The organism is Actinoallomurus acanthiterrae, assembly GCF_054775715.1.
Map to the genome: position 1 here is coordinate 12,256,863 of NZ_BAAHCO010000001.1, position 17,147 is coordinate 12,274,009.

At 67.5% G+C, this 17,147-nt stretch carries 20 protein-coding genes and 1 pseudogene; 14 read left to right on the top strand and 7 right to left on the bottom strand.

All coding sequences use genetic code 11. From position 1 onward, the window contains the following. The first annotated feature begins 77 nt into the window (after nucleotides 1–77). The 10 genes from ACYVF7_RS57760 to ACYVF7_RS57805 all read left to right on the top strand — a co-directional run bounded on the left by ACYVF7_RS57760 (nucleotide 78) and on the right by ACYVF7_RS57805 (nucleotide 8,012). On the top strand, nucleotides 78–383 hold the full coding sequence (locus tag ACYVF7_RS57760; RefSeq protein ID WP_460356994.1) for a DUF3311 domain-containing protein: 306 nt from the start codon (nucleotides 78–80) through the stop codon (nucleotides 381–383). Further along, on the top strand, nucleotides 380–1,876 hold the full coding sequence (locus ACYVF7_RS57765; RefSeq protein ID WP_460356996.1) for a sodium:solute symporter family protein: 1,497 nt from the start codon (nucleotides 380–382) through the stop codon (nucleotides 1,874–1,876). The genes ACYVF7_RS57760 and ACYVF7_RS57765 overlap by 4 nt, the downstream gene beginning before the upstream one ends. After that, nucleotides 1,873–2,235 (top strand): TIGR04076 family protein, encoded by a 363-nt coding sequence (locus ACYVF7_RS57770; protein ID WP_460356997.1) that lies wholly within the window; start codon nucleotides 1,873–1,875, stop codon nucleotides 2,233–2,235. The genes ACYVF7_RS57765 and ACYVF7_RS57770 overlap by 4 nt, the downstream gene beginning before the upstream one ends. Continuing rightward, the gene (locus ACYVF7_RS57775) at nucleotides 2,232–3,245 is read left to right on the top strand and encodes an LLM class flavin-dependent oxidoreductase (RefSeq protein ID WP_460356998.1); all 1,014 of its coding nucleotides are present in this window, start codon (nucleotides 2,232–2,234) and stop codon (nucleotides 3,243–3,245) included. The genes ACYVF7_RS57770 and ACYVF7_RS57775 overlap by 4 nt, the downstream gene beginning before the upstream one ends. A 185-nt stretch (nucleotides 3,246–3,430) precedes the next feature. Next, nucleotides 3,431–3,667 (top strand): hypothetical protein, encoded by a 237-nt coding sequence (locus ACYVF7_RS57780; RefSeq protein ID WP_460356999.1) that lies wholly within the window; start codon nucleotides 3,431–3,433, stop codon nucleotides 3,665–3,667. Beyond that, entirely contained in the window at nucleotides 3,664–5,091 is a 1,428-nt protein-coding gene (locus ACYVF7_RS57785) for a sodium:solute symporter family protein (protein WP_460357001.1), read from the top strand. The genes ACYVF7_RS57780 and ACYVF7_RS57785 overlap by 4 nt, the downstream gene beginning before the upstream one ends. Then, a complete protein-coding gene (locus ACYVF7_RS57790; RefSeq protein ID WP_460357002.1) occupies nucleotides 5,088–6,527 on the top strand; it encodes an amidase in 1,440 nt (479 codons plus the stop codon). Before ACYVF7_RS57785 ends, ACYVF7_RS57790 begins: the two co-directional genes overlap by 4 nt. 30 nt (nucleotides 6,528–6,557) lie before the next feature. After that, nucleotides 6,558–7,004 carry a hypothetical protein gene (locus ACYVF7_RS57795; protein ID WP_460357003.1) on the top strand — a complete coding sequence of 149 codons (447 nt, stop codon included), beginning with the start codon at nucleotides 6,558–6,560 and terminating at the stop codon, nucleotides 7,002–7,004. Between the two features lie 129 nt (nucleotides 7,005–7,133). After that, on the top strand, nucleotides 7,134–7,583 hold the full coding sequence (locus ACYVF7_RS57800) for a nuclear transport factor 2 family protein (RefSeq protein WP_460357006.1): 450 nt from the start codon (nucleotides 7,134–7,136) through the stop codon (nucleotides 7,581–7,583). Between the two features lie 84 nt (nucleotides 7,584–7,667). Beyond that, nucleotides 7,668–8,012, top strand: coding sequence for a hypothetical protein (locus ACYVF7_RS57805; RefSeq protein WP_460357009.1), 345 nt, complete (start codon nucleotides 7,668–7,670; stop codon nucleotides 8,010–8,012). 31 nt (nucleotides 8,013–8,043) lie between these two features. Here the strand turns inward: ACYVF7_RS57805 and ACYVF7_RS57810 are convergent, their stop codons facing one another. After that, on the bottom strand, nucleotides 8,044–8,463 hold the full coding sequence (locus ACYVF7_RS57810; RefSeq protein WP_460357011.1) for a hypothetical protein: 420 nt from the start codon (nucleotides 8,461–8,463) through the stop codon (nucleotides 8,044–8,046). 134 nt (nucleotides 8,464–8,597) lie between these two features. Here ACYVF7_RS57810 and ACYVF7_RS57815 point away from each other — a divergent pair, with 134 nt between their 5' ends. Then, on the top strand, nucleotides 8,598–8,723 hold the full coding sequence (locus ACYVF7_RS57815; protein WP_460358611.1) for a DUF6210 family protein: 126 nt from the start codon (nucleotides 8,598–8,600) through the stop codon (nucleotides 8,721–8,723). 336 nt (nucleotides 8,724–9,059) lie between these two features. On the opposite strand, the gene ACYVF7_RS57820 is transcribed toward ACYVF7_RS57815, so the two are convergent. Beyond that, nucleotides 9,060–9,542 carry a hypothetical protein gene (locus tag ACYVF7_RS57820; protein WP_460357014.1) on the bottom strand — a complete coding sequence of 161 codons (483 nt, stop codon included), beginning with the start codon at nucleotides 9,540–9,542 and terminating at the stop codon, nucleotides 9,060–9,062. A gap of 500 nt (nucleotides 9,543–10,042) precedes the next feature. On the opposite strand from ACYVF7_RS57820, the gene ACYVF7_RS57825 reads away from it, so the two are divergent. Further along, the gene (locus tag ACYVF7_RS57825) at nucleotides 10,043–10,477 is read left to right on the top strand and encodes a hypothetical protein (RefSeq protein WP_460357016.1); all 435 of its coding nucleotides are present in this window, start codon (nucleotides 10,043–10,045) and stop codon (nucleotides 10,475–10,477) included. A gap of 308 nt (nucleotides 10,478–10,785) precedes the next feature. Here the strand turns inward: ACYVF7_RS57825 and ACYVF7_RS57830 are convergent, their stop codons facing one another. Together ACYVF7_RS57830 and ACYVF7_RS57835 are read right to left on the bottom strand one after the other, a co-directional pair. Beyond that, nucleotides 10,786–11,064: a hypothetical protein gene (locus ACYVF7_RS57830; RefSeq protein ID WP_460357018.1), complete on the bottom strand. Its 279-nt coding sequence runs from the start codon at nucleotides 11,062–11,064 to the stop codon at nucleotides 10,786–10,788. A 437-nt stretch (nucleotides 11,065–11,501) separates the two neighbouring features. Next, the gene (locus tag ACYVF7_RS57835) at nucleotides 11,502–12,209 is read right to left on the bottom strand and encodes a hypothetical protein (protein WP_460357019.1); all 708 of its coding nucleotides are present in this window, start codon (nucleotides 12,207–12,209) and stop codon (nucleotides 11,502–11,504) included. 18 nt (nucleotides 12,210–12,227) lie between these two features. On the opposite strand from ACYVF7_RS57835, the gene ACYVF7_RS57840 reads away from it, so the two are divergent. Then, a complete protein-coding gene (locus ACYVF7_RS57840; protein WP_460357020.1) occupies nucleotides 12,228–13,466 on the top strand; it encodes a serine hydrolase domain-containing protein in 1,239 nt (412 codons plus the stop codon). A gap of 313 nt (nucleotides 13,467–13,779) precedes the next feature. Here ACYVF7_RS57840 and ACYVF7_RS57845 read toward each other — a convergent pair whose 3' ends face one another. After that, nucleotides 13,780–14,298 (bottom strand): hypothetical protein, encoded by a 519-nt coding sequence (locus ACYVF7_RS57845; protein ID WP_460357023.1) that lies wholly within the window; start codon nucleotides 14,296–14,298, stop codon nucleotides 13,780–13,782. A 170-nt stretch (nucleotides 14,299–14,468) separates the two neighbouring features. On the opposite strand from ACYVF7_RS57845, the gene ACYVF7_RS57850 reads away from it, so the two are divergent. Then, the gene (locus tag ACYVF7_RS57850) at nucleotides 14,469–14,774 is read left to right on the top strand and encodes a hypothetical protein (RefSeq protein WP_460357025.1); all 306 of its coding nucleotides are present in this window, start codon (nucleotides 14,469–14,471) and stop codon (nucleotides 14,772–14,774) included. A 533-nt stretch (nucleotides 14,775–15,307) separates the two neighbouring features. On the opposite strand, the gene ACYVF7_RS57855 is transcribed toward ACYVF7_RS57850, so the two are convergent. Further along, the gene (locus tag ACYVF7_RS57855; RefSeq protein WP_460357028.1) at nucleotides 15,308–15,550 is read right to left on the bottom strand and encodes a hypothetical protein; all 243 of its coding nucleotides are present in this window, start codon (nucleotides 15,548–15,550) and stop codon (nucleotides 15,308–15,310) included. A 540-nt stretch (nucleotides 15,551–16,090) separates the two neighbouring features. Further along, nucleotides 16,091–17,115: pseudogene (locus tag ACYVF7_RS57860) on the bottom strand (IS256 family transposase); the annotation flags it as partial. Nucleotides 17,116–17,147: the final 32 nt, after the last annotated feature.

A 17,147-nucleotide genomic window follows, 5' to 3' on the forward strand; every position in this document is an offset into this window, starting at 1 on the left:
CACAGCACATCGTCCAGTCGGACTGCACAGCGCCGTCACGTCACCAGCCCGGCCCCGCCCCCCTTCGGGAGAGAACCATGACATCGCCCCAGAGCCGCGCACGACCGCCTACGGCCGGATCCCGCGCTTATCGCTGGCTGCTCGTCCTGCCGTTCATCTGGCAGGTCGGCCTCGTTCCCGTGGTCAACGACGTGTCGTTCGCGCCCTTCAACGTGCCCTTCCCCATGCTCTGGCAGATGCTCGGCGTCATCGCGACGACGGCCGTCGTCGGCCTCGTCTTCCGCTTGGACCGCCGGTCGGGCGTGGAGGCGGAGGAACGCGAGTTCATCGCGTCGACGCAGCCGGCCGTCCGATCGCCGCAGGCGGACGGTGACGCGTCATGACGCTCGTACTCGCCCTCGTCATCGTCCTGGGCACCGCCGTCGGCGCCATCGGCTTCGGGCGGCGTTCGACCGCCCCGAACACCATGTCCGGCTGGGCCGTGGGCGGACGTCGCTTCGGCACCGTGCTCTTCTGGTTCATGAATGCCGGAGAGGTCTACACGACCTTCGCCGTCCTCGGTATCTCCGGATACGCGTGGGCGCTCGGCGCCCCGGCGTACCTCGCCTTCACCTCCGTCTCGCTGAGCTACGCCATCGGCTACTGGCTCATGCCGAAGATCTGGCGGGCCGGGCGCAAGCACGGACTGATCACCCAGGCCGACTTCTTCGCCGCTCGCTACGGCGCCCCTTGGCTCGGTGCGGTGACGGCTCTGGTCGGCATCGCGGCACTCATCGTCTACGTGCAGATCCAGCTGGTGAGTCTCAGTCTGGTCGTACGGCTGACCCTTGGCGGCTCGGTGTCGCCGAACGCCGCAGTCGTGATCGGCGCCGTGCTGATGCTGACCTTCGTGTTCCTGGCCGGACTGCGCTCCGCCGCCTTCTCCGCGGGTGTCAAGGACATCCTGATGATCGTCATCGTCGTGCTGCTGACCGTCACCGTGGCGGGCAGAGTCGGCGCGTCGTCCTTCCTCGACATCTTCCACCTCGTCGAGCAGCGGCATCCCGGCATCGGCAGGTTCCCCGGCCTCGACCCGCATTCGCCGACCACGTCGACCTGGCTCATGACCTCGGCCCTGAACGTGGCACTGGGCAACTGGGTGTTCCCCCACCTCTTCCAGGTGTCCTACTCGGCGGCGTCCGGCACGTCGATCCGGCGCAACGCCATCTGGCAGCCGCTGTACTCACTCGCGTACTTCTTCATCATCCTGCTCGGGTTCGCGGCGCTGGCCGCCGGAACGAAACCGGAGGGCGGGAACCTCAACGCGGCGCTCCTGCAGTTCGTCTCGGACAAGTACCCCGCCTGGATGGTCGGCCTGTTCGCCGGGACCGGCTTCCTGCTCGCACTCGCGCCGGGTTCCGTCCTGCTGCTCACCTCCGGATCGTTGTTCGCGCGCAACGTCGTCGGCCTGGCGAGACGTGAGCTGTCCGACCGCGCCACACTGCTCATCTCCCGGCTCTCCATGGTCGCCTTCGCCGGGCTCGCGGTCTGGCTGACGATCGGTCAGAGCAAGTCGCTCGTCGACATCCTGCTGTACGCGTACTCCGCCATCGGCATGCTCGCGCCCGGCGTGTTCCTCGCCTTCCTGTGGCGCAGGACGTCCGCGATCGGTGTGCTCATCGGCATCGTCGCCGGATTCGTCGCGCTGCTCGCTCCGTTCGCCAAGCACTACTGGGCCGCGCACCTGCCCGAGTGGGAACCCGGCCTGATCGCCATGGCCGTCAACGCGGTGGTGACCCTGGTCGTGAGCCTCGCGACGCCGAAGCCGAAGGGCGACGCCGCAGGCGTGGGCCTCGACCTGTCGGCACGGCACGTGACCGTGGCGGAGAAGGTATGACCGGCACACCGCTCGGCCCGGTGAATCCGTCCGAGGCGTCCGAGACTCCGGTGACGGAGCTGTACGACCTGCGCGTCACCGTGGACCGCATCGAGGGCAGGTCGGTCTGCGGGATGGCGGTCGGCGACTACTTCGAACTCGTTGACAGCGCGCACCTGCGGATCCCCGAAGGCCGGCATTTCTGCGTCTACGCGCTGCAGGCGGTGCTGCCGTTGCTGCCCGCCAAGCAGCGCGCCCTGCCCAGCGGTGACTGGCTGGAAAGGGACACGCTCGTGTGCTGCCCGGATCCCGAAGAAAGGCTGATCATGCGGATCGACCGCATCGGAACATGCCGGCTGAACACGGAGGATGTGACGTGACACGGGTCGAGATCGGCCTGGGCCTGCAGAGCGACAAGCGACCCGGTGACTACGTCCGGCTCGCCGCGCTGGCCGAAAGCCTCGGCTTCGACGTGCTGTCGGTCTTCGGTGACCTCATGTTCCAGCCACCGATCTTTCCGCTGCTCGAGATGGCCCGTGCGACCCGGCGGCTCCGCCTCGGTGCCGCGTGCTGGAACCCGTACTCGATGCATCCCTACGAGATCGCCGGCCAGGTCGCGGCCCTGGACATGGCCTCGTCCGGCCGGGCCTACCTCGGGCTGGCCCGCGGCACCTGGCTGGGCGACATCGGTGTCGGCCAGCCTCGGCCGCTGGCTCATCTGCGGGACGCCGCCGGGCTGATCCGCGCACTGCTCTCCGGAGCGCGGGGCGGCTACCAAGGCGAGGTGTTCCGGCTGGCCCCGGAGGCGCACTTGCGTTATGTCCCCTTTCGCCCCGAGATCCCGCTGTTGATCGGGACCTGGGGTCCGCAGACCGCGGCGCTGGCCGGCCGGATCGCCCGCGAAGTCAAGATCGGTGGAACCGCCAATCCCGCGATGGTCGACGTGATGCGCCGCCGTATCGGCGCAGGCCCGGTCTCGGAGGGCCCGCCGACGGACCAGGTGGGCATCGTGGTCGGAGCGGTGACGGTCGTCGACGAGGACGGCGCGCGCGCCCGGGCCCTGGCGCGCACCGAGGTCGCCATGTACCTCACCGTGGTGGCCGAACTCGATCCCACCATCGAGGTGCCCACCGACCTGCTCGCCCGGGTGAAGGAACGGCTGGCTCAGGGAGACCGCGCCGGCGCGGGCGCGCTCATCCCCGGCGACCTGCTCGACCTGTTCGCGTTCTCCGGCACTCCCGAGCACGTGGCCGCTCAGGCCCAGCTGCTCATCGACGCCGGTGCGAGCCGAGTCGAATTCGGCACGCCACACGGCCTGAGTGCCGACCACGGCGTCGAACTGCTCGGAAAGCGCGTCCTTCCCCTGCTCGACCTCGAACCGTCCCGATGAGCGTCATACGGACGTAGGGCGGGCGTTGTCCGCGCCGACGAATTCGGCCCGTCGTTTGTTGGACCGTCACGACGAGGCGGCGGAGCGTGACTGCGGGTTCAATGCCGCGGAAGGGCGTCTCCCGCGGATCCCCCGTTCGGCCGACGTCCGCGGGAAACGCCCAGCCCCCTCCCGAAGGAGTCGCGATGGATCCCGATCGCACTCGACGGTCCCGGCGCGGACTGCTCGTCTTCCTCCCCCTCGTTCCGACACTGGCGCTGCTCAGCGCGGTCTGGCTGCCCTTCGTCAACACGCCACGGCTGTGGCTGGGCATGCCACGCCTGTTCGTCTGGTGCAGCGCGTGGGTGCTGCTGATCACCCCGGCGCTCGCGGTGGTCGAGTGGGGCCGCCCGCACGCCGAGGACCCGGAGGAACGGTCATGACCAGTACGCTCGCCGTCACCGTCGCGGGCCTCTGCCTGCTCGCCGTCCTGGGTTTCCTCGGCCGCCGCGGCCGTACGATCGACCTCGCCGAATGGACGGTGGGCGGCCGGAGATTCGGCGGCTTCACCATGTGGTTCCTGCAGGCCGGAGAGTCCTTCACCACCTTCACGTTCCTCGGCGTCGCCGGGGCCGCCTTCGCCACCGGCGCCGCCGCCACGTACGCGATCCTCTACATCCCGCTCTCGTTCATCGGCCAGTACTTCTTCGCGCCCGTCCTGTGGCGGCTCGGCCGCCGGCACGGGTACCTGACGCAGGCGGACTTCTTCGCCGAGCGCTACTCGAGCCCGATGTTCGGCCGCATCGTCGCGGTGCTCGGGCTCGTCTTCCTGCTGCCGTACCTCCAGCTCCAGCTCACCGGCCTCGGCCTGGCGGTGCGCCTGGTGACGGGCAGTACGTCCTCGGCGAACCTCAGCATGGTGCTCGCCACCGTCCTGATGGTCGCCTTCGTGCTGTGGTCGGGCATTCGCGGCATCGCCAACACCGCCTACCTGAAGGACCTGCTGATGATCGGGGCGCTGGCGGTCCTCGTCATCGCCGTCCCGGTGCATTACGCGGGCGGCGTCGGCAGCATGTTCCACAAGATCCAGGAGCACAACGCGCAGCTGCTCACCGTGCACTCCGGAGCGTACGACCGCACCTGGTGGCTGAGCAGCGTGCTGATCTCGACGATCGCGGCGGCCTTCCTCACCTCGCCCCACCACTGGGCGCCGATGCTGTCCGCCCGCAGCCCGCGCGTCATCCGCCGGAACGCGGTCTTCCTGCCGCTGTACCAGATCGCGATCATCCTGCCGGTCATCGTCGGGTTCACCGGCCTGCTGGTGCTGTCGCCGAAGACCAAGAGCAACGGCGTGCTCCTCACCCTCGCCGACGGCGCCCTGCCCGGCTGGGCGACCGGCCTGATCGTCCTGGCGGCGGCGAGCTCGGCGATCGTCCCGGCCGCCGCGATGTGCGTCGCGCTGTCGTCGATGGTGGCGAACAACCTCGTACGGCTCCGCGCCGAACGCGCCAAAATGCTGCTCAACCACACGGTGGTGGTCCTGGCGGCCGGCCTCGCACTGGTCCTCGGCATCACGCGCCCGGACCTGCTCGCCAACCTGCAACTGCTCACCGTCAGCGGCTTCTCCCAACTGATCCCGGCCATGATCGCGGCCGTCGGCCGGCGGCGGCTCCTGTCGCTGCCCGCGGCGCTGCTCGGCCTGGCGGCGGGCGAGACACTGGTCGTGTGGGCGACGCTCACCGACACCGACCTCGCGCACGTCAACGCCGGGATCGTCGGGCTGGCGGTGAACGTCGCGGTAGCGGCCGTGGCCGAGCTCGCCGTCCGCGCCGTCGCCCGCCCGATGATCGTTGAGGAGAGTCAGTGACCGACCTGCACTACCTGACCGCCCTGGAGCTCCGGCAGGCGCTCGACCGCCGGGAGGTCTCCGCCCGCGAGGTCGTCACCGCGCACCTCGAACGGATCGAGCGGGTGAACCCGGCCGTCAACGCGATCGTGACGCTGGTCGCCGACCGGGCGCTGAACGACGCCGCGGCGGCCGACGCGCGGACGGCCGCCGGCGAGCAGACCGGGCCACTGCACGGCCTGCCGGTCGCGCACAAGGACATCCACGAGACCGCGGGCATCCGGACGACGTACGGCTCGCCGCTGCGCGCGGACCACGTACCCGAACGGGACGACCTCGTCGTCGAACGGATCCGCGCGGCCGGCGCGATCACCATCGGCAAGACGAACGTGCCGGAGTTCGGGGCCGGTTCGCACACCTTCAACCCGCTGTTCGGGGCCACCCGCAACCCGTACGACCTGGGCAGGTCGGCGGGCGGCAGCAGCGGAGGGGCCGCCGCGGCGCTGGCCGCTGGCATGCACCCGCTGTGCGACGGCAGCGACACCGGCGGATCACTGCGCAACCCGGCCTCGTTCAACAACGTCGTCGGCTTCCGGCCATCGCCGGGACGCGTGCCGAACTGGCCGACCGCCATGGGCTGGACGACGATGAACGTCAAAGGCCCGATGGCCCGTACGGTGGCCGACACCGCGCTCCTGCTGTCGGCGATCGCCGGCCCGGACCCGCGCTCACCCATGGCCCTGGAGGTCCCGGGCGCACGCTTCGGCATGCCCCTCGACCGCGACATGCGCGGCCTGCGCGTCGCCTGGTCACCTGACCTCGGCGGTACGGTGCCGGTCGAGCCGGAGGTGGCCCAGGTCGTCGAGGCGGCGGCGAAGACGTTCGCCGCCATAGGCTGCGTCGTCGAGCGCGCCTGCCCGGACCTCTCGGGCGCGGAGGAGGTCTTCCGCACTCTGCGGGCCTGGCAGTTCGAGGTGATGTTCGGCCCCATCCTGGACACGCGGCCGGAGGCGCTGAAGGACAGCATCCGCTGGAACACCGAGGCCGGCCGCGCCCTCAGCGGCCCCGACGTCGGCCGTGCCGAGGTCCTGCACACTGAGCTGTTCCACCGGATGCGGGTGTTCTTCGAGGCGTACGACATCCTGCTGCTTCCCGTGAGCCAGGTCGCGCCCTTCTCCGTGGACCTCGAATACCCGACCGAGATCGCCGGCGTACGGATGGAGACGTACCTGGACTGGATGCGCTCGGCCTACTTCGTCAGCGCCACCGGCTGCCCGGCCCTGTCCGTACCGGGCGGCTTCACCCCCGGCGGTCTGCCGGTCGGCGTACAACTCGTCGGCCCACACCGCGCCGACTTCGCCGTCCTCCAAGCCGGACACGCCTTCGAACAGGAGACCCGGCACGGCCTACGCCGCCCACCTCTGGCCGAAACAGCCACCACCGAGCACTCCCCGTAAGCAGCCCTCATTGGGATATAGCTTGCATGGATGAGTGATCAACTTTTGGCTGAGGCCCACCGGTTCCTGGACTGGGCGCGGGAACAGGGCGCCGATCTGGACGGGTCCGACGAGAGCGTCTGGTTCGTCCAAGGGGTGCTCGAATCGATGGCGCACGACACTGAGGAGGAGCCGTCGCTGCGTGCGGTCAAGTGCTTGGCGTACTCCGTCTACCTCGCCGAGTTGCTGGCCGATACCTGCCGCGACGTTCGGTGCGTCATCGACGGAGAGGGCATGAGCCTGCGAGAGGTGCTTGCCATCCGCGAGGGCGGACATATTCAGTTCACGCTGTCGTGGGTGCAGAAGTGCATCGACGATCCACAGGCCGACAACGTCGGCTTCAAGTTCGCCGGCGCACTCAGGGACTTCGGTGAGGACGAACGTGCCCGGAATATGTACGCACAGCTGAAGGAGTACAACGAATTCAGCGATCTCTGATCGTTAGTGGATCTCGCGATCGGATTATGCGGCCATAGAGGTCCGAATCCGGGCGCTCCGGCTCGGGCTCTCGGGATGATGGCGGAAAGCCGCCAGCCTCTACGTCCGCGCCCGTCTACGGTCGCGGTCATGTCTCAGCAGAGCCGCACCATCGTCCAGGACGCGTGGAACGCGTTCGCCAGCCACGACGCAGACCGAATCGCCGCGGTCTTCACCGAGGACGCCGAGTGGCTCGCGCCGCCCGGGAACGCCACCGCCGTCGCGCTGGAGGGTCCCAGCCACATGGTCGGCAAGGCGGCGATCGTGCGCTTCCTCGCCGAGGACTTCACCCGTTTCTTCGTACGAGACGTCACCGTCACCTTCCACGGGATCTACGCCGACGGCGAGCGAGTGATCGTGGAGGAGACCATGACGGCGACTCTGGCCAACGGCAACCACTACGCCAACGACTACTGCTTCGTCTTCGAACTCCGGGACGGCCTGATCCACCGGGTCCGCGAGTACATGGACACCGCCCGCGGGCACCGCATGGTCTTCGGCGAGGCCGAGGCGAGCACTCGGCGCGGTGGGCCCGCCTGAAGGGCCAGATGGCAGAATCAGCTTGCCATTCTGGATTCGCCAGACGCTACCGATCAGCTCGGGAAGCCGGGGCAAGGAGCACAGATGGGCGAGAGCGATCCGCACATTCACGTCCAACTGAACGTGATCCACGCCGACGCCGCCGTCCGCCACATGATGGCATCCACCTTTGGCCTCGCCGGCGACCTACCCAGCGTCGTCACCACTGGCTGCGAGCTGAAGGTGCCGTACGCGATGACCTCTCCACGCCCAGAGAGCGTCACCTGTCTGGCCTGCCGCGAACACGCACACCGACAGCACCTCCGCTTCGCCGAAGAGATCGAACGCTTGGGCCGAATGCCAGGAGCGACCATCACCGGCGCCCAGGCCGCCCTGGCCGCAGAACGGCACCGCGAGCTCGCGAAGAGGTTCGCCGACACAGATCGCTGATCGTGAGACCGGCAGGAGAGCCGGCGACGCGTCAGGCAAGCTCCGCGCGGGCTACGTCGAGGAAGTTGGTTTTAGGTCCCTCCAGGTAGTCCCACATTGATATGTCGGCCGGTTCTTCCCATAGGACATCATTGGTCGCCTTGACGTATCGGCGTGCCTGCTCGTGGAGCGTCGGCGTGAACAGGATGTGGATGACCCGTTCGCAGGCCCAGAGATCGTCCATGACGTTCTTGGCGGCGGTCACCCACTCGGAGGTGCCGTCACGGTCCTCGGCCAAGCGCTCTGCCCGCTGGGCGATCTCGATGAACTGGCGCAGGAGATCCAGTTGCTCCGTCCGGCGCGCCTCGGCCAGCGCTTTCGTCTGCCGCTTGTCCTCATTGCGGTTGGCCTGCCGTTGCGTGGTGAGCTGGGTCAGATAGGACAGACCTCCGCCCAGTACGACCCCGATCATGGATGCTACTGACACCCACATCTGTGCCTGCATATCGGATATTTATCAGGTCACCGGACGCCGGGCGATGCTCGGCTGGGGACGCGACAGGCACCGGAGGGGAGGCTCTGGGAATGAGCGATCAACGGTAGGTCCTGAACTCCAGCAGCCCACGGAAATTGGAGCTTGATGAGGAACGCCTTCACGAACTAGACGAGGCATGGACTCCCGTTGTCACTGCCGACGGTCCAGGCATACTCGTCTGGCAGAACTCCGATTAGCGCGCCGAACACGACCCCCGGTGGATGAGACGGCACGGCGCACCACCAGTTCAACGAACCTCAGCGGCCGCCGCTCGTATGAAGTCCCCGACCCGTTCGTCTGTCCGCTCGGCGTGCTCCATCAGCTCGGTTGCGTCTTTGGCATGGTGGATGTCCGCCACGGCGTCGAGGGACTGGTCGGCAAGTTCGATCAGCCGGGGCTCCTCTGCCAGAAGTTGTACGCGGTACCTCGCCCGCAACGCCAGCGAGCGGAGACGTCCTTACTCAGGCATTTGAGGCTGCCGTCTGACGGCCGCGGGCCCGCGACCAGCACTCGAGAAACGCCCAATGTGGCGCTCAGAGTTCGATGCGGGGACTTCGACCATTGATACCTAGGTCGCGACGTACGGCCTGCCGTAGCTGGTCCAGGCTGTCGCCGTAGGCCATGAGCACCGGCTCGTACTGGGCCAGCTGCTCCCCTTGGCCGATGCGGTCCCGGAGCGTTCGCAGGCTTCGGTAGGCGCTGTCTGCCGCCGTGATGACAGGTTCGGGTGCCAGGAGGATGACGTGCTCCCGGGCCTGGGTGATCCGGGCGGAGCGGAATGCGGCGCGGGCTGCGGCCTTGCGGGTGAGGTCTGGTGCGTGCTCGCCGAGGGAGACGGCACGCAGTGCCTCGTTCGCGTCGTGGAGAGCCGACAGGTATTGGACGTAGACGTCTCGTCGCGCGTTGAGCGACTGTCCGGTGCGTTCCCGTCCTGAGCGCAGGTGTTCGGTCAACAGTCCTGAGCCCAGGCCGATGACGGCGCCAACGACGGTGGACAGTACCGGGATCCAGGACATGCCGGACGAGCTTACGGAACGATGAGACGAGACGGTCGGCACGGCTGAAGGGACCGGAGGGACCGGTACCCACGCCGTGCGTCGCATGGTCGAGGTGGTCGGCACGGACCGGGCATGACGCCGCGGACCGCGCCCATCGAACGGCAGCGACGTCCATGAGCCGGCCTCTGTTCGGATCGAGAGCCGGCGGATCCCATGGCCGAACACAAAGGCCCGCTCGATAATCGGATCGGGCCTTGGCTTGAGGCGCCCACGAACGGCCGGTCGGTAACATCCTCAAGACGGACGAAGGGTACCGGCTCCGTTACCGCGCCAAGGGCAGACTGATGCGGGCTCATCGCACACCGTTCATGACCCGTACATATGCCGAACGCTTCCTCTTTCAGCAAATGCACGATGGGGCCGGCCTGGCCCCAGTCGCCGCGTACGGCGTCGCCGGGCAGCGATTCTGAAATCCTGTTATGGTCACTCAGGGGCATTTACCGGATACAGGGGGAAATGTGGCCACGAACAGCAAAAGCCTGCTGGTTATCGCGTCGCTGGGCGTTGTGTCGTTGGGGGCCGCAGGCTGCAACGATGACGACACCGCCGCCAAATCCTCGGCTCCGGCCGCGTCGGCGACCGCGAGCGGGGGCGCGACCAGCGCCCCGGCCACCCCGCCATCCCCCAGTGCGAGCCCGTCCGCCAAACCGGTCGCGAGTCACAAGGTAGGTGACTCGACGGTGGTCCTGATCGACCCCAACGGCAAGAAGTACACCCGCCACGAGATGATCAAGAAGTCGGCCGGGATGGTCCTGTTCTTTGGGAAGGATCACCTTCCCTCCGACTTCTGCGCGAGGTCCTACCGTGATGCCGTCAAGGGCGGCGGCAAGTTCCCCGCCGGCAAGGGCGCCTACATGGACGCGTGCCAGGAGGGCGTGGACGTGGCGAGTTGACCGCCCCACCCCGGCATCGGCGATTGCGACGGTGCCACTGTTGCTGTCACACACGTTTAGCCGGAGATTGTTACCTTCGTCCTCGTGGATTTGCGAGCACGCGCATCCAATGAGCGCGGTGAGGAAGTAAACCCGCCGACCTCGGAGGACATCCGTACGCTCCTGAACGGCCTGACCTCCGCCAATCGGTTCGTCATCGTGGAGCGGCTTGATGCCGAGAACGACGAGCACTACATGCAGGCGTACCTCCAAGATTGCCCGCTCGGCCTGCGCCTTCGCTGTTCCCATCGTCGGCAACGGCCCCCGCGTCAACAGTCCGTGGCGGTCCCCTCGATGAAGTACTCCTGGTCAGATTCGGGCGGAGGGCAGGACAGGATCTCGATCACCTGTGGCCATAGCTCGGGCCGTACCGGATACGAGTCGGCGAACCACTGATCGTCGCCGTAGTCGAACAACTCCCGGACGCGGAGGAACTGCTCGCGAGTGATTGTGAAGCGCCCGACGAGCCGGTCATCGTGAGTGCTGAAGGCCACCAGATCCCAACGGGTGTTCTGGCCGTCGTCGTAACGCGAGGGGTCACCGGTCATGAAGTCGAGTCTGGCGCGCGCTCGGGTACAGCTCCGCAGGCATGGTCTGCTCGGCTTGTCCTGGGACGAAAGGACTTCCCGAACTCCGAGATTGGATCCTGCGGGTTCAGGTAGCGGCTGAGATCTGGCGATCACGTGATCGCTTCGGTTACTGGCGATACAGCGGGGATGGCGTGCGCTTTGAAGGCGAGCGGCCAGCGTGATCAGCGGTGCCGCTATTCCTCGCGGCGGACTCAGTGACGATCATGTGGGTGGGCGAGTTCTGCTTGGCCGCCCGACCGGCACGGCCGGAGGGACCAGCGCTCGCCGCCGCACGCCCGTAGGGCGTGCCGCGGCGAGCGGCCTGCGGCGGCGACGTTCGCCCAGCTCTACGGGGCGAAGTTCCCCAAAGCCGTCAGAAGATCACTGACGACCAGGAGGTGACACTTTTGCTGTCGTCACTTGATCCAACGGGCAGCGGCCTCGTAGGTGGTGGCTGGGGTGCTGTTGAACGCGATGGCCGCATCGGGTGCGTGCCGCCGCACCAGGTTGATTACTTGCTCGAGGAGTTCAACTTGATCGTCTGAGTGCCGCAGGCCACCGCCGACGGTGACGCACTCCCACGGATGGGCTCGCAGCGCATTCCCGACGACCGCTTCCACGTCGTCACTTCCATCGAGGCCGATTAGGCAGGTCTCGACGCCCACGCCATGTTCAGCGAACCTGGTCAGTCCCGCCTCGATCGCCTTGGCCGCCGACTCGGGATCCCACGGCCCGGGCACCCGATACGGATCAAGCCCGATGACGAGGACACGGGGTGAAGCAGTGGTGTCCATGCCTGGACGATACGCGTCGAACGACCCGCGAATCAGGAGGTGCTCGGCGGACGGTGCCGGCCTTCGCCAACCCCGGCCGGTGCTGAGAGCGCATCGGTCCGGGCGCTCGCCCGCGCGACCCCGGCAGCCCTGCGGCGGCGATCGGCCCCCAACCATGACGGGGTCGTCGGCGAGAGGGCGGACGATGACGGCCTCGACCTCGGCACGACGACCAGTGATCTTCCCGGAACGTGTATCGCGGACGTATCGAAAATCGCATACGCCACCGCAACAGTCTTGAGTCTTCAGTGGAGGCAGCGACCACAGCGCATCAATGGTCAGTTCGTCCATCGGAAAAGAACGGTGATCATGGACTCGGATTCTGCAGGTGGTGTCGACCGGCGGCGGCTGCTCGGGTGGGGCGGGTTGGCGGCGGCCGGCGTGGTGGCCGGCGCGTCACTGGTGGGCGCCCAGCCCAGCCACGCTGCCCCGGCCCCAACCGACGACGACCAGATCCCGCCGGACACCCTGCCCGGCGGGGCCTATGACCGGTACGTGGCGAAGCTGGCCGCGGAGGGGAAGTTCTCCGGCGTGGTGCTGTTGTCGCACCGGGGCCGGACGGTGCTGTCCCGCAGCTATGGCATGGCGGACAAGGAGAGGGGGATCGCCAACCACGAGGGCACCGCGTTCAGCCTCAGTTCGGCGGGTAAGCCGTTCCACGCGGTGGCCATCTTGCAGCTTGCGCAGCAGGGCAAGGTGAAGCTGTCGGACACGGTGGGCACCCATCTGAAGGGCTTCGCCAAGGAGATCGCCGAACAGGTGACCATCCACCACCTGTTGTCCGGCACATCCGGGCTGGACAGCCCGGATGAGGACGTGCAACGCGTCTTCCAGAGCCGGGATGAGGTGCACGAGTACTACGAGCAGCGGGCCCGGCAGGCGAAACTGGCGGGCGTCCCAGGCGTTCCCGACACCGCCCACGAGGAGCCGGAGGTCACCATTTCCGCGCTGATCGTGGAGGCCGTGACCGGCAAGACGTACTGGGACTACGTGCAGGAGAACATCTTCAAGCGCTGCGGCATGACCGGCTCGGCGTTCTACACCAGGCCGCAGTGGCTCACCGACAAGCACATCGCGCACCCGTACATGACGCTGGCCGACGGCAGCCGGGTGGACGCCGTCCGCAACCTGGACAAGAGCAGCCCGGACCCGAGCGTACTCGGCAAGAATCCGGGCCGCGCCTTCATCGATGCCCCCGGGGACAGCGGGTTCGCCACCGCGCCGGATCTGGTCCGGTTCGCGCGCGCACTGAGCGACGGCACGGTGCTGGACCGGCCCTGGGCCGACGTGCTCACCGCCGCCAAGATCCCCCATGGGGCCCAGTCGTTCGGGGCCTACGGGATTCCGATTTCCATCGTCAACGGCCAGTGGATGTACCAGCGTGCTGGTGGCAACCCCGGCGTCAGCGCCAACTGGGACATCTACCCATACACCGGCTGGGTCGGTGTCATCCTCGGCAACTGCGACGGCGTGCCGCTGCAGGAGATGATCGGGCAGGAGATGCAGGCCATCACCGGGGCTCCGGCAGGCGGGGGGCCGGGTGGCTGAGCTACCGAGGAGGTCTTGGGCTGGTACCTCAGCCGTAGTTTGTCGGGACCAAGGCGACCCGGACCGCAGGCGCCCCCCGGGCGCCGAAGACCGGAAGCGCCGCGGTAGCCGACCGCCCCAGCCGGCACCGCCATCAGCCACCCACAGCGGTCGTAGGCCCTGTGCCCTGTGACGACACGAGCAGAACTCGCACCGCTGAGGCGGCGTGCTGACAGTCTGATTTCGGCAAGTTGACTCGGCCCCGGTGCGGCATTTTGAGGGCTCCGCCTGCTGGGGTGTGGTGGCTTCGGCCCGTTGATTTGGCCCCGTGAGCTTAAGCGAGCGCCTCGCGGAGAATGCGAACAGCCTTTGGGCCGACTCCGTGCATCGCCAGCAGTTCAGCGTCGGTCAGGGCGGCGACTTGGGCGAGCGTGGTGATGCCTGCGCCGGTGAGGGCTCGGGTGGCGGGCCCTCCGATGGCCTTGGGCAGGTCGCCAACCTCACCGGGCGTCGCAGTGTCCCCAGCGGCCACTCGCGCCGCCAGTCGCTTCGGCGCCCCCGAAAGCCAGGCGCGACGCACCCAGTGGTTGAGCTGCTGACCATTGATGTCCCCGATCGGGACACGCACGCCAACCGACGTCGCGCCGCGCGCCAGCCGCCGCGCTGTCGGATGCGCGGCAAGGACCTCGTCCGCATCCGGCGCAGGGAGTCGGAGCTCCACCATCTTGTCCTTGCCCATCGACACGAATCGCTTCTCGTACACCGTGAATACGACGATTCCTGAGCCAATGACTTGCTCGGCGGTCTCGGGATAGGAAAGGGCAGCCTTGCGAAGCTGGGCAAGGGTCGTCATGGGCCTAGCCTGGCATATCGACTGACGTTGAGTTCCGTGGCTTCTCGTGGGACGTCAGCAGAAAGGACGACCCGACTTCCACCTCAACCGCCCACCCAGCCCGGCCCGTCGGTACGGCCATCCCGGAGCCTGAGGCCCCCGCCTGAGGCGTTTCGGGGCAGAATGCCCCGGTGAGCGATTCTCCGGAGCTGGTGAGGCAGCTTCTCAAGGCGGTTGTGGCCTACACCCAGTTCTTCGATACCTGTGATGACTCCGTGCTTGATGACAACACCGCGATCAAGCAGACGGAGTACGCCGGCTACCTGCTCAATCAGCTAGGTGACACGGATAGACAACGCCTGATCGATGAACTGGCGTCGTTGGCAGCGCTTGAGACGGACCCCTCAGATCGGGAGTACCTACAGACGTTTGCGTACGCCGTCGGTCTCATCGACGAAGAGGGGCGGCTGACGCCGCGCTATCAACCTCTGCGGTGAGTCTTTGTGCGGCATGGCCGCCGGACCGGCACAGCCGGAGGGACCGGCGCCCACGCCGTACGCCCGTAGGACGGGCCGGAGCGGGCGACCTGCGGTGGCGCGCAGCGCCACCGCCTTGATCAGCACACGTCGAACAAGCCCGACCGGAAGATCGCCGATGGCCTCGCCACCTTGGTGGAAGCGGCGCGGTCGGCCGAGGACAACAGTGACGACCAGGACGACGACGGGACGGCGGGACGGAGGGAAAGCTGGTCCCCGTGGCCTAATGGCCCGACAGCCGGTTACCGGCCCTACCAAGATCAAAGCCCAGGTTCGGGATCGCATCCCCGGCCTGGGCTTTCGTCGTATGAAGCGGGTGACGGGAATCGAACCCGCGCTACCAGCTTGGAAAGCGTCCGGATCTTGGCCGTCCTGGGCGCTGACCTGCTCAGTCGTGTGGCCACGAGTGACCGCTGTTGACCCTTGATCGCCGAGGCTAATGGCACGCTAATGGCACGACCGTCCGCTGCCCGGCGGCGGCGACCGGCTCTCGGCTACTCGTAGATCAATGCGGTCGAGAGAACGTAGGCGAAGTACGACCAACTTGCGTCCCCACTGGCGGGCGGCTGTACTTCGAGCTTTGCAGCGAGCGCCTCAAGGAACCGGTCAAGGGTGTCGTTCTCTACCTCTACGCCAGCTTCGATCGCAGCCTGTAGCCGCGTCACGTATGCGACAAGTTCGGCGCGGGAGCCGACGGCGGCAGCGTCACTGGGCAGAGGAAGCACATGAGGGGACATCAGGTCACTATGCCTCGCACCGTACGCATAGCGCTCCCCTGCCTGATCATCCCGTCCGCCGTCGTCCCACCCGCCAGGGGAGCGGGCCAGGGGCCTCCGGTCGAGGTGGAGCGCCCAGCCGGGTTCTGGCTCGATTTTCGTGAGTGAACGGCTCCGGACCAGGCGAACCCGTCCGCTCACCGCCCCGCCTCCTATGGCCCTTTGCTCTGCTTACGTTGAGTACACATCTGGCACGGTCCACCGCCTACTCGGCGTAAGCAGAGCAAAGGCCTTCGGGAACACATGCAGCCTTGCCCGGGGTCTGGGCGACCGTTACCGCGACCGCCACGAAATGTGAGTCAAAACCCCAGCCGGACGAACGACCTCGACCGGAGGCCCCTGGTCTGCTTGACTTCGCCTGGGACGTCGGCGGGCGGGATGATCAGGCTTCCACCTCAACCATCCACCCAGCTCGGCCCCCGGCGGTGCGGCCATCCCGGAGCGGTCACGTCCACGCGGATGGTGTATGAGCCAGCCTTCGCGTGATCCTGTTTCTGCACGTTAAGCGGTGATCGCTTGAGTGGCAGTGTCCTCGGTCGGCGTTTCGCCGGCGACCAGTCGCAGTCGGGCTTTGGCGAGGAATTCCAGGCCCATGTAGCGGCGGGCTTCGGTCCATTCGTCGGTCTGTTCCATCAGCACCGCTCCCACCAGGCGGATGATCGCGGCCCGATCCGGGAAGATCCCGACGACGTCGGTGCGGCGACGGATCTCCTTGTTCAACCGTTCCTGAGGATTATTGGACCAGATCTGCCGCCAGATCTCGCGCGGGAAGCCGGTGAAGGGCCAGCAGGTCATCGCGGGCCTCGTCCAAGTGCGCGGCGGCGTCGGGATACTTGGCCTCCAAGCTGGCCACCACCCGCCCGTGCTGGGCGGCGACTTCTTCGGCGGCGGGCTGGTCGAAGATGGTCCGCACCAGCGTCGCGACCCACGGCTGGGCGGACTTGGGCACCTTGGTCAGCAGGTTCCGCAGGTAATGCGTGCGGCAGCGTTGCCAGGCCGCTCCGGGCAGCGTCGCGCCGATGGCCTCGACCAGGCCGCGGTGAGCATCGGAGATGACCAGTTGGACCCCGCTCAGGCCGCGGGCGACGAGGCCGCGCAGGAAGGCGAGCCAGCCGGCGCCGTCCTCGGCGGAGGTGACCTCGACTCCGAGGATCTCCCGGTGCCCATCGGCGTTGACGCCGGTGGCGACCAGGACGTGGACGTTGACGGTGCGGCCGCCTTCGCGGACCTTTTGCGTGAGGGCGTCCATCCAGACGAAGGAGTACGGGCCTGCGTCCAACGCCCGGTTGCGGAACGCGGTGACTTGGTCATCCAGGACCTTGGCCATCTGACTGACCTGGCTCTTGGAGATGTGCTTGATCCCCAGCTGGTCGACGAGCTTGTCCACCCGCCGGGTCGAGACCCCCCAGCACATAAGAGGTGGCGATGACCGAGACCAGGGCCTGTTCGGCACGGCGACGACGTTCCAGCAACCACTCGGGGAAGTACGAACCGCTGCGCAGCTTCGGGATCGCCAGCTCGATCGTGTGGCTGTTGCTTTTTAGGCACGATCTCCTGG

Coding starts and splice junctions, on each gene's coding strand:
- ACYVF7_RS57835 (WP_460357019.1), bottom strand. CDS start 12,209: ATGGACGAACTGACCATTGATGCGCTGTGGTCGCTGCCTCCACTGAAG.
- ACYVF7_RS57805 (WP_460357009.1), top strand. CDS start 7,668: ATGGGCGAGAGCGATCCGCACATTCACGTCCAACTGAACGTGATCCAC.
- ACYVF7_RS57855 (WP_460357028.1), bottom strand. CDS start 15,550: ATGTCCCCTCATGTGCTTCCTCTGCCCAGTGACGCTGCCGCCGTCGGC.
- ACYVF7_RS57765 (WP_460356996.1), top strand. CDS start 380: ATGACGCTCGTACTCGCCCTCGTCATCGTCCTGGGCACCGCCGTCGGC.
- ACYVF7_RS57820 (WP_460357014.1), bottom strand. CDS start 9,542: ATGTCCTGGATCCCGGTACTGTCCACCGTCGTTGGCGCCGTCATCGGC.
- ACYVF7_RS57770 (WP_460356997.1), top strand. CDS start 1,873: ATGACCGGCACACCGCTCGGCCCGGTGAATCCGTCCGAGGCGTCCGAG.
- ACYVF7_RS57840 (WP_460357020.1), top strand. CDS start 12,228: ATGGACTCGGATTCTGCAGGTGGTGTCGACCGGCGGCGGCTGCTCGGG.
- ACYVF7_RS57810 (WP_460357011.1), bottom strand. CDS start 8,463: ATGATCGGGGTCGTACTGGGCGGAGGTCTGTCCTATCTGACCCAGCTC.
- ACYVF7_RS57800 (WP_460357006.1), top strand. CDS start 7,134: ATGTCTCAGCAGAGCCGCACCATCGTCCAGGACGCGTGGAACGCGTTC.
- ACYVF7_RS57845 (WP_460357023.1), bottom strand. CDS start 14,298: ATGACGACCCTTGCCCAGCTTCGCAAGGCTGCCCTTTCCTATCCCGAG.
- ACYVF7_RS57795 (WP_460357003.1), top strand. CDS start 6,558: ATGAGTGATCAACTTTTGGCTGAGGCCCACCGGTTCCTGGACTGGGCG.
- ACYVF7_RS57785 (WP_460357001.1), top strand. CDS start 3,664: ATGACCAGTACGCTCGCCGTCACCGTCGCGGGCCTCTGCCTGCTCGCC.
- ACYVF7_RS57780 (WP_460356999.1), top strand. CDS start 3,431: ATGGATCCCGATCGCACTCGACGGTCCCGGCGCGGACTGCTCGTCTTC.
- ACYVF7_RS57830 (WP_460357018.1), bottom strand. CDS start 11,064: ATGACCGGTGACCCCTCGCGTTACGACGACGGCCAGAACACCCGTTGG.
- ACYVF7_RS57760 (WP_460356994.1), top strand. CDS start 78: ATGACATCGCCCCAGAGCCGCGCACGACCGCCTACGGCCGGATCCCGC.